General features: G+C 52.2%; 11 protein-coding genes. 2 read left to right on the forward strand and 9 right to left on the reverse strand.

Annotation, left to right across the window (positions count from 1 at the left end):
- Window positions 1–6 precede the first annotated feature (6 nt).
- From Q3H59_RS15345 to bolA, 9 genes are all read right to left on the reverse strand, one after another.
- Entirely contained in the window at window positions 7–414 is a 408-nt protein-coding gene (locus Q3H59_RS15345; protein WP_101762420.1) for a thioesterase family protein, read from the reverse strand.
- 102 nt (window positions 415–516) lie between these two features.
- On the reverse strand, window positions 517–840 hold the full coding sequence (locus Q3H59_RS15350) for a helix-hairpin-helix domain-containing protein (RefSeq protein ID WP_271460108.1): 324 nt from the start codon (window positions 838–840) through the stop codon (window positions 517–519).
- A gap of 140 nt (window positions 841–980) precedes the next feature.
- On the reverse strand, window positions 981–2849 hold the full coding sequence (gene ppiD / locus Q3H59_RS15355) for a peptidylprolyl isomerase (RefSeq protein WP_280172526.1): 1869 nt from the start codon (window positions 2847–2849) through the stop codon (window positions 981–983).
- A gap of 237 nt (window positions 2850–3086) precedes the next feature.
- A complete protein-coding gene (hupB, locus tag Q3H59_RS15360) occupies window positions 3087–3359 on the reverse strand; it encodes a nucleoid-associated protein HU-beta (protein ID WP_036648244.1) in 273 nt (90 codons plus the stop codon).
- Window positions 3360–3572: 213 nt separating this feature from the next.
- A complete protein-coding gene (gene lon / locus Q3H59_RS15365) occupies window positions 3573–5927 on the reverse strand; it encodes an endopeptidase La (RefSeq protein WP_101762422.1) in 2355 nt (784 codons plus the stop codon).
- A gap of 188 nt (window positions 5928–6115) precedes the next feature.
- Entirely contained in the window at window positions 6116–7387 is a 1272-nt protein-coding gene (gene clpX / locus Q3H59_RS15370) for an ATP-dependent protease ATP-binding subunit ClpX (RefSeq protein WP_008103932.1), read from the reverse strand.
- Window positions 7388–7516: 129 nt separating this feature from the next.
- A complete protein-coding gene (clpP, locus tag Q3H59_RS15375; protein WP_007886971.1) occupies window positions 7517–8140 on the reverse strand; it encodes an ATP-dependent Clp endopeptidase proteolytic subunit ClpP in 624 nt (207 codons plus the stop codon).
- A gap of 335 nt (window positions 8141–8475) precedes the next feature.
- On the reverse strand, window positions 8476–9780 hold the full coding sequence (gene tig, locus Q3H59_RS15380) for a trigger factor (RefSeq protein WP_101762423.1): 1305 nt from the start codon (window positions 9778–9780) through the stop codon (window positions 8476–8478).
- 302 nt (window positions 9781–10082) lie between these two features.
- The gene (gene bolA, locus Q3H59_RS15385) at window positions 10083–10397 is read right to left on the reverse strand and encodes a transcriptional regulator BolA (protein ID WP_008103937.1); all 315 of its coding nucleotides are present in this window, start codon (window positions 10395–10397) and stop codon (window positions 10083–10085) included.
- 268 nt (window positions 10398–10665) lie between these two features.
- Between bolA and Q3H59_RS15390 the strand changes: the two genes are divergently transcribed.
- Complete coding sequence (locus tag Q3H59_RS15390; protein ID WP_007886975.1) at window positions 10666–11244, forward strand: lipoprotein; 579 nt, start codon at window positions 10666–10668, stop codon at window positions 11242–11244.
- A 54-nt stretch (window positions 11245–11298) separates the two neighbouring features.
- On the forward strand, window positions 11299–12786 hold the full coding sequence (gene ampG / locus Q3H59_RS15395) for a muropeptide MFS transporter AmpG (RefSeq protein ID WP_277974594.1): 1488 nt from the start codon (window positions 11299–11301) through the stop codon (window positions 12784–12786).
- The last annotated feature ends 380 nt before the right edge of the window (window positions 12787–13166 follow it).

Here is a 13166-nt window from a genome sequence, read left to right on the forward strand (position 1 = left end):
CGCCAGTTATTCATTTTCCACCATCAATGACATCAGACGCTCGCGCAACTCCCCTTCCATCGGCACCGCTTTTTGCGTGCGCAAATCGATACAGACAAAGGTCAGCGCGGCATCGGCCACCACCGAATTATCACTGGCCAGCAAGACACGCTGCGCAATGATGCCACTTTTACCGCTGAGCTGTGACACTTCACTTTCAATATTCAATACGTCGCCCAATACCGCCGGACGACGATAGTTGATGTTGATATTCACCACCACAAACGCCAGTTGCTGCTCCATCAGCCAATGAAAAGCATCGACATCCTCCAGCCACTGCCAGCGCGCCTCTTCCAGAAATTCCAGATAGCGCGCGTTATTCACGTGCTGATAAACATCCAGATGATAACCGCGCACTTTAATTGTGGTTTGCATTGTTGCTCCTTGTTCAGGCTGAGAATGACAACTGGTAAGACCTGTTGAGCATAGCACAGCCTGAATCCGGGCTTTTTCAATCCTTCAAAGTCGCGAGACGCTTCACAGTTTAAGCCGGGCGCTGTTGCGCTCAATCAGGGCGCTACCAATGCCCGGCACCTCCTTGAGCTGTTCAATGGCGGTAAAGGGCCCGTATTGTTCGCGATAACTGACAATCGCCTGCGCCTTCTTCAGCCCGATACCGTTCATACCAGCCGCCAGTTGTTCGGCGGTGGCTGAATTGATGCTAACCTGGCCTTCCTGTGGCGTGGAGACTTGCGTCGCCTGCGTTTCACTGGGACTTTCGGCAGCCGCCAGTCCGGTGGTATAAACTGCGCCGCTCAGCGCCAGCGTAATGCATAGGGCTTGAAACGTTGATTTAACCATGCTGTGTTTCTCCTTGTGTTTGACAGCAACAGCAGGGTGTCACAGCACAATTCAACGCTCAAAAGGGCAATTATAGAAATGGAAAAGGCCGCATAAGCGGCCTTTCGGGTATTGCAGTGATTTAACTTTTTTTGTGAGGCTTACTGGTTTTGTGCGGCGGCGCCGTACTTAATCTTCGCCTCTTTACGCAGGTTTTCCAGCAGCGCTTCAAAGGCGATTTGCGCGTTATTCTGCGTTACGCCTTTTACCATCTCATCGATCTGCGCCTGCGGCATGTTGCCCGCGCTGACTTTATCCAGCGCGATCAGCACCACATTGCCCTGCATATCTTCGCTCACGCCCCACGACGGTTTATTGTCGGCAGGTTGTGGCAGATTGAAGGCTGACTGAGCAACAGGATCCTGCGCGTTGCGATCGAACGATTTGCTGGCGCTGAGCGTCAGGCCTGCAGCCTTCAGTGCATCCGCTTTACCGGCTTTCAAATCGGCCAGCAGCTTATCTGCTTGTGCTTTCGCCTGCTGTGTCGCTTTATCATGCTTCAGCGAGTCTACGATCTGCGCTTTTACCTGATCCAGCGGCTTCACCGCTTCTGGTTTGTGCTCGCTGATACGCAGGACAAAGGCACGATCGCCATCCACAGAGATGATGTCGGAGTTGTTACCCGGCGCACCATTCTGGCCTACCAGACCACCGTTGAAGATCGCCTGTTTAACCTGATCGAAATTCAACTCGTCTGGCAGGTTATCACGGGTGATCCAATTGGTTTCTACCACTTTCAAGCCGGAAGCCTGCGCGGCGCCCGCCAACGATTCGTTGTCGTTGCTGGCTGCTTCGCTGACTTTCTGCTGAATTTTGTAGAAGGCATCAACCGCTTTCTCTTGTTTCACTTTATCGGCAACGATGTCATGAACATCGGCCAACGGCTTAACCTGCTCCGGCTGGATATCATCCAGACGCACCACCAGGAAGCCAACCGACGATTTGATAGCGCCGGAAAGCTGGCCTTTCTGCGTCAGATTGGCGTTTTTCAGCTCGTCTGGCGTAGTGCTCGGCTCCAGCCAACCCATGTCACCGCCTTTGCGGGCTGAAATTGGGTCGATGGATTTGCTTTTTGCCAGCGCGGCGAAATCTTCGCCTTTCTTCAGCGCGTCAACCACGGCGTTAGCGTCAGCTTCCGTCCTGGTCTGGATCACGCTGTAGCGATTACGCTGTGGCTGTGAATAATCCGCTTTATGTTGATCGTACCAGCTCTGAATGTCCGCTTCGCTGGCCGTTTCCTGCATGCTAGCGGCATCCATTTTGATGTAGCTCACGCGGAACTGTTCAGGCGCCATGAAGCTATTCTGATGCTGCTGGTAATATTGGCTGACTTCGTTGTCGCTGACCGTCTGCTTAGCCGCCAGCGCGTTGACATCAATCACCGCCTGACGCACTTCACGCTGCTGAGACACCAGATCCACCAGCTTGCTGGTTTCGCCTTTTAGCATGAAATCGGTGTTAGCAATTGCGTTAATCAGCTGCTGCGTCGCCAGCTGCTTGCGCAGCGCTTCGGCATACTGATCGGCAGTGAAGCCCATGCTGGTGATCAGGCCGCTGTATTTGGCGTTGTCGAATTTACCGTTGGTCTGGAAAGCTTTCTGATTGAAGATCGCCTGTTTCACCTGATCATCGCTGATGCCGATGTGCAGATCTTTGATGTACTGATCAAGTAACGCCTGATCGATCAACTGCGACAGCGCCTGCTGGCGCATCTGCTGCATGTAGCCTTCGTTGCTGGCTAACTGCGAGAACTGATCGCCCAGCATCTGCTGCTGACGATTGCGCTCGTTGTTATAACCCTGCTCTAGCTCTGCACGGCTGATCTCGTGGCCGTTAACTTTGGCAGCATAATCACCGCCGCCACCGATCAGGTAGTTGCCCACCCCGGTGAGTACGAAAGACAGGATGATCAATCCCAGAATAATCTTGAGCACGACATGATTCGACGCCGCGCGTAAATTGTCCATCATGGTATGACAACACTCCGCTGTAGTGTGAATGTAAAGCTCTAACACGATGTCATCATCGTGCAACTGCTGTTCAGGCTGGCAGTTGGCAACCATGCGGAGACAACAACCAAAGGCTATCGCCGCGCATCAAGAATAAAAAAGGCACATCAAAAATGATGTGCCCGTATGTTACATGAGAACGGCTTTTGCGTCCTCAATCCACGGAAGAAAATGCTTCAATGGATGTATCAGCGGTCATTAATTGACGGAATCTTTCAGTGCTTTACCAGCACGGAAGCCCGGAACTTTACCAGCCGGAATGGTGAGCTCTTTACCCGTTTGTGGGTTACGGCCAGTACGAGCTGCACGCTCACGTACAGAGAAAGTACCGAAACCAACCAGTGCCACTTCATCACCGCCCTTCAGAGCTTCGGTAACGGAGTCCATGAATGCATCTAAAACACGTCCCGCTGCCGCTTTAGAAATGTCAGCATCTGCAGCAATTTTGTCGATCAACTGTGACTTATTCACTCTCTTCATCCCCTCTTTTATTATTCACATCGCACCCGTGCTTCCCGCCCGGTGCGAACGCGCAGCCAGTTATATCAAGCCTGTGGAGCTGAAACAACGGTATTCATCTTAATCGTTGATCCAGCAGCCCACTAAGTTAGCGGCACAAAAAAAAGCTGGCAAGCACCATTTTGCCTGCCAGCTTCGCTTTTTAGCGGTTTATGCCGCTAATCACTATTTTGCGGTCGCAACCTGCATGCCGTAAGGCGCATTTTCCAGTGCCAGGTTCAGCACTTCTTCAATACGCTTCACCGGATGAATCTCGAGATCGGCAATCACGTTCTGGGGAATATCCTCTAGATCGCGCTTGTTTTCGTCCGGGATCAGCACGGTTTTGATGCCGCCACGGTGTGCCGCCAGCAACTTCTCTTTCAGGCCACCAATCGGCAGAACCAGACCACGCAAGGTGATTTCACCGGTCATTGCGACATCAGAACGCACCGGGTTACCGGTTAAGCAAGACACCAGCGCGGTGCACATAGCGATACCGGCGCTCGGGCCATCTTTCGGTGTCGCACCTTCTGGTACGTGCACGTGGATGTCGCGTTTCTCGTAGAAATCACCGTTGATGCCCAGTTTCTCTGCACGCGCGCGCACCACAGTCAGCGCGGCCTGAATCGATTCCTGCATCACTTCGCCCAGCGAACCGGTGTACGTCAGCTTGCCTTTACCTGGTACGCAGGCGGTTTCAATGGTCAGCAGATCGCCGCCCACTTCCGTCCACGCCAGTCCGGTCACCTGACCCACACGGCTTTCGCTCTCTGCGCGACCATAATCAAAGCGCTGCACGCCAAGGAAATCCTTGAGATTATCGCCATTGATCACGATGTGCTTTTTCGACTTATCCATCAGCAGCGCCTTCACTGCTTTACGGCACAGCTTGGAGAGTTCGCGCTCCAGACTACGCACGCCCGCTTCACGCGTGTAGTAGCGGATGATGCCAACAATCGCGCTGTCGTCGACAGTGATCTCTTTCTCTTTCAGCGCATTACGTTCAATCTGCTTCGGCAGCAAATGTTGCTTCGCGATGTTCAGCTTTTCATCTTCGGTGTAACCGGAGAGACGAATCACTTCCATACGGTCAAGCAACGGTGCTGGGATGTTCATGGAGTTTGAGGTCGCCACGAACATAACGTCAGAGAGATCGTAATCCACTTCCAGATAGTGATCGTTAAACGCGATGTTCTGCTCAGGATCCAGCACCTCAAGCAGCGCTGAAGCCGGATCGCCACGCATGTCAGAAGACATTTTGTCGATCTCATCCAGCAGGAACAGCGGGTTTTTGACGCCCACTTTCGCCATTTTCTGGATCAACTTGCCAGGCATAGAACCGATGTAGGTACGACGATGTCCGCGGATTTCCGCTTCATCACGCACGCCACCCAGCGCCATACGCACGTATTTACGTCCGGTGGCCTTAGCAATCGACTGTCCCAGCGAGGTTTTACCAACGCCCGGCGGTCCAACGAGGCACAGAATTGGGCCTTTGATTTTGCTAACGCGACTCTGCACCGCAAGATACTCAAGGATGCGATCTTTGACGCGCTCCAGACCGTAATGGTCGATATCCAGCGTTTCCTGCGCTTTACGCAGGTCTTTTTTCACCTTGCTGCGCGCCACCCACGGAACCTGAACCATCCAGTCGATGTAGCCACGCACCACGGTCGCTTCTGCAGACATCGGCGACATCATCTTCAGCTTCTGCAGCTCAGCTTCGGCTTTTTCACGCGCTTCGGTCGGCATTTTGGCCGCTTCAATCTTACGTTTCAGCGCCTCGTACTCATCCGGCGCATCATCCATTTCGCCCAGCTCTTTCTGAATGGCTTTCATTTGCTCATTCAGATAGTACTCACGCTGGCTTTTTTCCATCTGCTTTTTAACGCGGTTGCGAATGCGCTTCTCAACCTGCAGCAGATCGATTTCTGATTCCATCATCGCCATCAGATATTCCAGACGTTCATTGACGTCGGACATCTCCAGCACGGACTGTTTATCAGCCAGTTTCAGCGGCATATGCGCTGCGACGGTATCGGCCAGACGGGCCGCATCGTCGATGCTGTTGAGGGAGGTTAAGACCTCAGGTGGGATTTTTTTATTGAGCTTGATGTAGCCTTCGAACTGGTTGATGGCCGTGCGCACCAGCACTTCCTGCTCGCGCTCTTCAATTTCTGGCGAGACAAGGTATTCGGCCTGGGCAACAAAATGGTCGCCATTATCAGCCAGCGTGGTGATGTGCGCGCGCTGTAAACCTTCGACCAGCACTTTTACCGTGCCGTCTGGAAGTTTCAGCATCTGCAATACAGAAGCGACGGTCCCTACTGAGAAGAGATCGTTAATGCCAGGTTCATCCGTTGAAGCCTCTTTCTGTGCAACCAGCATGATCTTTTTATCATGATCCATCGCGGCTTCGAGGCACCGAATCGATTTTTCCCGGCCAACAAACAACGGAATTACCATGTGCGGATAAACCACCACGTCGCGCAACGGCAACACGGGGATTTCAATGCGTTCAGAACGCTCAGGATTCATAGAGCTCTCTCTTAGTTTAATGTCCGCCAGGTGATGGGTACCGCGCAATAGAGGTTTTGCAGTTAAACCCACAGGATATTGAGTATATGGGGATGCTTGTACGACATTCAATGTCACTGGCGAGAGAAAAACAAAAGGGGAAAGATTTTTCCCCTTTTTTAAGATAACAACGTGGTGCAATTGTTTATTTATTCACCAGAAGCCTGGGCTTCATGCTTTCCATAAATCAACATCGGCTCGGATTGACCTTCAATGACTGATTCATCAATCACCACTTTTTCAACGTCATCCATCGAAGGCAGGTCGTACATAGTTTCAAGTAACGCACCTTCAACGATAGAACGCAGACCACGCGCACCGGTTTTACGTGACATCGCTTTTTTAGCGATTGCCGTTAAGGCTTCGTCGCGGAATTCCAGTTCTACGCCTTCCAGATTGAACAGCGCCTGATACTGTTTGGTCAGCGCATTCTTCGGCTCACGCAGGATCTGAATCAGCGCTTCTTCACTCAGTTCGCTCAGCGTTGCCACAACCGGCAAACGACCGATGAACTCAGGAATCAGGCCAAACTTGATCAAATCTTCTGGCTCAACCTGCGACAGCAATTCGCCTTCACTCGCCTTCTGGGATTTGCCCTTCACGGTTGCGCCGAAGCCGATGCCGGACCCGGTTTCAACACGCTGGGAAATCACCTTATCGAGACCGGCGAATGCGCCACCACAGATAAACAGAATCTTGGAGGTATCAACCTGCAAAAACTCCTGCTGCGGATGTTTACGTCCGCCCTGCGGCGGTACGGCAGCCACGGTGCCTTCAATCAGTTTCAACAGCGCTTGCTGTACGCCTTCGCCCGAGACGTCACGGGTGATAGACGGGTTGTCAGACTTACGAGAAATCTTGTCGATTTCATCAATATAGACAATGCCGCGCTGCGCTTTCTGCACGTCGTAATCACACTTCTGCAGCAGCTTCTGGATGATGTTTTCAACGTCTTCACCCACATAACCCGCTTCGGTCAGCGTGGTGGCATCCGCCATCGTGAAGGGCACATCCAGCAAGCGCGCCAGCGTTTCTGCCAACAATGTTTTACCGCTACCGGTTGGACCGATAAGCAAAATGTTACTTTTGCCCAGTTCAATACCGTTGCTGGTATCGCCATTGCGCAGGCGTTTGTAGTGGTTATACACCGCTACTGCCAGCACTTTCTTCGCCCTTTCCTGACCAATAACATAGTCATCAAGGTGATGGCGGATTTCATGCGGCGTCGGCAGTGAGCTACGCTCGCGGTGCGGCGCAACTTCCTTAATCTCTTCGCGAATGATGTCGTTGCAAAGATCAACGCACTCATCACAAATGTACACTGACGGCCCGGCAATTAGCTTACGGACTTCATGCTGGCTTTTGCCGCAGAAAGAGCAGTACAGCAACTTACCTGAACCGTCTTTGCGCTTATCTGTCATCAGCTAACCTCTTTTCTTTCTCAGACCAAATTTGTTGTACGGCGCTGGCCGTACATCAACGGCCGATATGCATTCAACCCATCTGCCTGCTACCCGTTAACTATAGCGTAAGGGGCAGACAGATGTGTCTTATTGGCGATGCGTCAGGATTGAGTCAACCAAACCGTACTCAACCGCTTCGCCCGCAGAGAGGAAACGATCGCGCTCAGTGTCGCGTTCAATCTCTTCCAGCGATTTGCCAGTGTGCTCAGCCATCAGCTCATTCATGCGCTGCTTCACTTTCAGGATTTCGCGCGCATGGATTTCGATATCCGTCGCCTGGCCCTGATAGCCGCCCAACGGCTGATGAATCATCACACGTGAATTAGGCAGGCAGAAACGTTTGCCTTTGGTGCCTGCTGTCAGCAGGAACGCACCCATTGAACAAGCCTGACCCATACAGATGGTGCTGACATCCGGCTTGATAAACTTCATTGTGTCATAAATCGACATCCCAGCAGTAATCACGCCGCCTGGCGAGTTAATGTAGAGGTAAATGTCTTTTTCAGGATTCTCAGCTTCCAGAAACAGCATCTGCGCCACGATCAGGTTAGCCATATGATCTTCAACCTGACCAGTCAGGAAGATCACACGCTCTTTGAGCAGGCGAGAGTAGATGTCGTAAGAACGCTCGCCGCGCGAGGTTTGTTCGACCACCATTGGCACCAGCGCCATGTGCGGTGCAGTAAATTCACGATCGCCACTGTATGACATTACCGTCTCCTGATAAATTTCATTGGCAACATTCTGTACCGATTTTACGTGAGGCGCGCCGGGAAAACTATGCGCTGCAGTCTCACTCCGCAGTAACAAGACGGTTAATCAGTCAGTCTCACTGTTTTCATGCATTCTCCCTGTATCTGGGGATGCTGCCCAGTTGTTTCAAGCATAACAACCTTTTGCCCATTCGCTAACACGGAAAAAGAGCTTAGCGGATAATTTGCCGATTAATTAAGCAAATAGAGGGCAAATCGGTGTATTTGGCGCCAGAAACGAAAAAGCCCGCGACTTTTCAGTCACGGGCTTAGCACTAACGGTTAACGAATGAATCAGGCCGCAGAGGTCTGGTTCATCAGTTCCTGGAAGTTAGTGGCTTTATCGGTCACTTTCGCTTTCGCCAGTACCGCTTCAACCGCTTGCTCTTCCAGAGCCACGTTGCGCATGTTGTTCATCAGCTCGCTGTTCTTGCTGTAGAACTCGATCACTTCCTGCGGATCTTCGTACGCAGAAGCCATCTCTTCGATCAGCGTTTTAACGCGTTCTTCGTCAGCCTGCAGTTCGTTGATACGAATCACTTCGCCCAACAGCAGACCCACAACGACGCGACGTTTAGCCTGCTCTTCGAACAGTTCGCGTGGCAGTTCCAGCGCTTGCTTCTCGTTGCCACCAAAACGCTGTGCAGCCTGACGACGCAGAACGTCAATTTCGCTGTCGATCAGCGCAACCGGAACGTCGATGTCGTTGGCGTTAACCAGACCGTCGATTGCCTGCGTCTTGACGCGGTTACGGATAGCACCTTTCAGCTCGCGATCCATGTTCTTACGCACTTCAGCACGCAGACCGGCAACTGAACCATCTTCCACGCCAAAGCGCTTGATGAACTCTTCAGTCAGCTCTGGCAGTTCGCGAGTTTCAACTTTCTTCAGCACGATTTCGAACTTCGCATCTTTCCCTTTCAGGTTTTCTGCATGGTAATCGTCTGGGAATTTCACGTCGATAGTGAAGGTTTCACCGGCTTTGTGGCCAACAACGCCCTCTTCGAAGCCTGGGATCATACGGCCCTGGCCCATTGCCAGCACGAAGTCAGAGGCTTTGCCGCCTTCAAACTCTTCGCCGTCAACAGAACCGCTGAAATCGATGGTCGCGCGATCTTCAGCTGTCGCTGCGGCATCGCTCTCTTTCCAGGTCGCCTGCTGCTTCTGCAGGGTTTCCAGCATGGTATCAACGTCAGCGTCAGTCACTTCTACCACTGGCTTCTCAACTTCGATTGCATCCAGGCCTTTCAGCTCAACTTCTGGATACACTTCGAACTCAACCGCGTAGGTGAAGTCTTCGCCTTCTTTATATTCGCCCGGCACATAGTTTGGTGCGCCAGCCGGATTGATTTTCTCTTTGATGATGGCGTCAACGAAGTTGCGCGTCATCAGCTCGCCCAGCACGTCCTGGCGAACAGAAGCACCGTAGCGCTGAGAAATGATGTGTGCCGGCACTTTGCCTTTACGGAAACCGTCGATACGGACTTTCTTAGCCACTTCCACCAGTTCTTTCTTCACTGCGCTTTCGATGCTGTCAGCTGCAACAGTAATCGAAATGCGACGGCCCAGACCCTGAGTGGTTTCTACTGAAACTGTCATCTTGTTACCTCAAAAAATCACGTGCTCGGTCAACTTCAGACACCACACATAAAATGCGCCGTATCCAACAACCGGGACGGCCTCTGCAGGCAGAACCAAATCCCTGTCACCAGAAGCGTCCCGAAGACATTCCGGAAAAATAGACGCAGCATTATAGCGGCATCGCTGGAATGAGTCGAGGCTGCAAACTCACCACTTTTTAGCGGTTTTGCTGCTTTTTTGCGCCGTAGATCGCGTTTGAGTGTAATAAATGAAAAGAAAACGGCCCGCAGGCCGTTTTTAAGGATGAGTAAAAAGGGAATTCAGGCGAGCGTTCCCGCGCCGCGACAATTCGGCGAGGCCAAAACCGTATCCTGTAATCCATCCCACTCTTTTTGCGTGTAGGTATGCAGTGCCAGCGCGTGTACGCTGCCCGCTAATTCGGTTGCCAGTTCGCCATAAATAGCGCGATGACGTTGCAGAAAGCGCTGACCGGTAAATCGATCGCTGACAATCACCACTTTAAAGTGACTTTCAGAACCGGCGGGCACGTTATGACGGTAGCTTTCATCATGCACTTCAAGATGTGCAGGCTCGAAAGCGTTACGCAACTTTTCTTCTATTTGTTCGCGAATCATGATTAACACTCCTTTCCGGCGAGCGCTGTGCCCATCTGTTTAAATATTAGTAGGTTTTTCACCGCTTCCGCAGGTTGGCCGTAAATAAATCCGCCAGCGCTGCGCATAGTAACTTGCTTATCTCTCAGGTCAACTGGCTGGCGTTTCATCCTGTCCGAAAAAAGCCTTTACAATCAATTTCCATTGGCCCGGGGCTTTTTTCACCGCTGCGCAATGCTATGATGCGCCGCAGTTTTGCAAACCAACCCATATGCTAACGAGAATGAGTATGTTGAAAAAACTGTTATTCCCTCTGCTGGCTGCTTTTATTTTGGCCGGCTGTGCCAGCAACAACACCACATTGGATATTCAGCCGAAGATTCAATTACCGCAGCAAGATCCAAGCCTGATGGGCGTCACCATCAGCGTTAACGGTGCCGATCAACGTTCCGATCAGGCGCTGGCCAAAGTAAACCGCGACGGTCAGTTGATCACGCTGACACCATCACGCGATCTGCGCTTCCTGCTGCAGGAAGTGTTAGAGAAGCAGATGACGTCACGCGGCTATATGATCGGCCCAAGCGGTGCCGTTGATCTGCAGATCGTGGTGAATGGTCTGTATGCGGATGTGACTCAAGGCAACGTACGCTACAGCATTACCACCAAGGCGGATATCTCCATCATCGCCACCGCGAAAAACGGTAACAAGCAGGTGAAAAACTATCGCCAGACTTACAGCGTAGAAGGCGCGTTTACCGCCACCAACGCGAAGATCACCAACGCGGTTAACTCAACCCTGAGTGACGTGATTGCTGATATGGCGCAGGACACCAGCGTTCACAACTTCATTAAGCAGAACGCCCGCTAATTTCCGCAGTATTTTGCCCGGCGACTCTCAGCCGGGCTTCATTTCAGGTTGGCTATGACATCTCACTATCTGCGAATTTTTACCCAACGTAATGCGGCGGTATTGCTGCTGCTGGGTTTTGCCTCAGGCTTACCGCTGGCGTTAACCGCCGGAACATTACAAGCGTGGATGACGGTAGAGAATGTTGACCTGAAAACCATCGGTTTCTTCTCCCTTGTCGGTCAGGCTTACGTGTTTAAGTTCCTGTGGTCGCCGATGATGGATCGCTATACGCCACCGTTTCTTGGCCGCCGTCGCGGCTGGCTGCTGGTCACGCAGCTGGCGCTGATAGGTGGCATTATTGCCATGGGCTTTATGCAGCCTTCGCGTGACTTAACGCTGTTGGCCGCGCTGGCGGTGCTGGTTGCCTTCTGTTCGGCTTCACAGGATATCGTGTTTGATGCCTGGAAAACCGATGTGCTGCCGCCGGAGGAGCGCGGCAGCGGCGCGGCAATCACCGTGCTGGGCTATCGTCTGGCGATGTTGATCTCAGGCGGACTGGCGCTGTGGATTGCGGATCGCTATCTCGGCTGGCAAGCCACTTACTGGCTGATGGCGTTGCTGATGGTGCCGGGCCTGATCGCCACGTTGCTGGCGAAAGAACCGGTGGCGCCAGCGCGCGAACCGCACTCGCTACGCCAGGCCGTGACATTCCCGCTGAAAGACTTCTTCCAGCGTAACAATGCCTGGCTGCTGATCACGCTAATTATCCTTTACAAGCTTGGCGATGCATTTGCCGCCTCGCTCACCACCACCTTCCTGATTCGCGGCGTCGGCTTTAGCGCGGGCGATGTCGGTCTGGTGAACAAAACGCTGGGTTTGTTGGCCACCATTATTGGTGCGCTGTATGGCGGCGTGCTGATGCAGCGCCTGAGTTTGTTCCGCGCCCTGATGATTTTTGGCGTGCTGCAAGCGGTGTCGAATTTTGCTTACTGGTTGCTGGCGGTAACGCCACCGCACTTGTGGAGCATGGCCAGCGCGGTCTTCATTGAAAACCTGTGCGGCGGCATGGGCACCGCGGCCTTTGTCGCGTTGCTGATGACATTGTGCAACAAATCCTTCTCGGCGACGCAGTTCGCACTGCTCTCTGCCCTCTCCGCCGTGGGCCGCGTTTACGTCGGTCCCGCCGCCGGTTGGCTGGTTGAAATGTGGGGCTGGCCGACCTTCTATGCTTTCACCGTGTTTGCTGGCGTACCGGGATTACTGCTGTTATGGCTGTGTCGCGGCACTTTACATAGCATGCAGCAAAGCGGGGAGTTTGTGATGCGCAGCTTGTGGCCGCAAGGTTACCGCTGGACGGTGCGTCTGTTTAGCATCGGCTGCGGCTTACTGGCCTTGTGGTTACTGGCTTTAGCCCTTAACGCCAGCGGCGTTGTGCAGATTGATGCGCTACTTACGCCACTGTTTGAAGCCGGCATGGCATTTGCGCTGTTGGCGGTCGCACTCGGTGTTATTTTGGATAGTTTGGCATTAAAAAAAGCGGCGCGGGAAAATCTGGGTTGAGTAAGCCAATTTTCATAACGAAATAATGGGCTAAAAATATCAGTTGCTCATTTTCCCAATAGCATTTTTTTTAAAGCGAATTAGAAACATTAAATTAACAACTGCGAGCGAATATTTAAATCCGGTGCGCAATTACTTTGTATAAAAGTCATCGCCGAAATGATGCAGAAATGTTAAATAAATGAGTATTAAGAGTACGGTTTATACTTTCCCTGATTTTTCTGCGGTTTCTACCATTGGTTTTTGTTATATTGATGCCAACTGCTTGTCGCAGTTAATAATTTGTCACCCTGCGTAACATCTGTGACACCCTTAGCAAAAGGTGTCAACAGCCTTCTGACACATCCTTAAGCTGGTTTACACTGCATAAACCTTCCCGT

Source organism: Pantoea sp. SORGH_AS_0659 (assembly GCF_031453915.1).
GTDB lineage: Bacteria > Pseudomonadota > Gammaproteobacteria > Enterobacterales > Enterobacteriaceae > Pantoea > Pantoea leporis.

What these genes read in the sequence shown, in the direction of transcription:
- Q3H59_RS15345 (WP_101762420.1), bottom strand. Translation starts at nt 414, where the DNA reads ATGCAAACCACAATTAAAGTGCGCGGTTATCATCTGGATGTTTATCAG.
- Q3H59_RS15350 (WP_271460108.1), bottom strand. Translation starts at nt 840, where the DNA reads ATGGTTAAATCAACGTTTCAAGCCCTATGCATTACGCTGGCGCTGAGC.
- ppiD (WP_280172526.1), bottom strand. Translation starts at nt 2,849, where the DNA reads ATGATGGACAATTTACGCGCGGCGTCGAATCATGTCGTGCTCAAGATT.
- lon (WP_101762422.1), bottom strand. Translation starts at nt 5,927, where the DNA reads ATGAATCCTGAGCGTTCTGAACGCATTGAAATCCCCGTGTTGCCGTTG.
- clpX (WP_008103932.1), bottom strand. Translation starts at nt 7,387, where the DNA reads ATGACAGATAAGCGCAAAGACGGTTCAGGTAAGTTGCTGTACTGCTCT.
- clpP (WP_007886971.1), bottom strand. Translation starts at nt 8,140, where the DNA reads ATGTCATACAGTGGCGATCGTGAATTTACTGCACCGCACATGGCGCTG.
- tig (WP_101762423.1), bottom strand. Translation starts at nt 9,780, where the DNA reads ATGACAGTTTCAGTAGAAACCACTCAGGGTCTGGGCCGTCGCATTTCG.
- bolA (WP_008103937.1), bottom strand. Translation starts at nt 10,397, where the DNA reads ATGATTCGCGAACAAATAGAAGAAAAGTTGCGTAACGCTTTCGAGCCT.
- Q3H59_RS15390 (WP_007886975.1), top strand. Translation starts at nt 10,666, where the DNA reads ATGTTGAAAAAACTGTTATTCCCTCTGCTGGCTGCTTTTATTTTGGCC.
- ampG (WP_277974594.1), top strand. Translation starts at nt 11,299, where the DNA reads ATGACATCTCACTATCTGCGAATTTTTACCCAACGTAATGCGGCGGTA.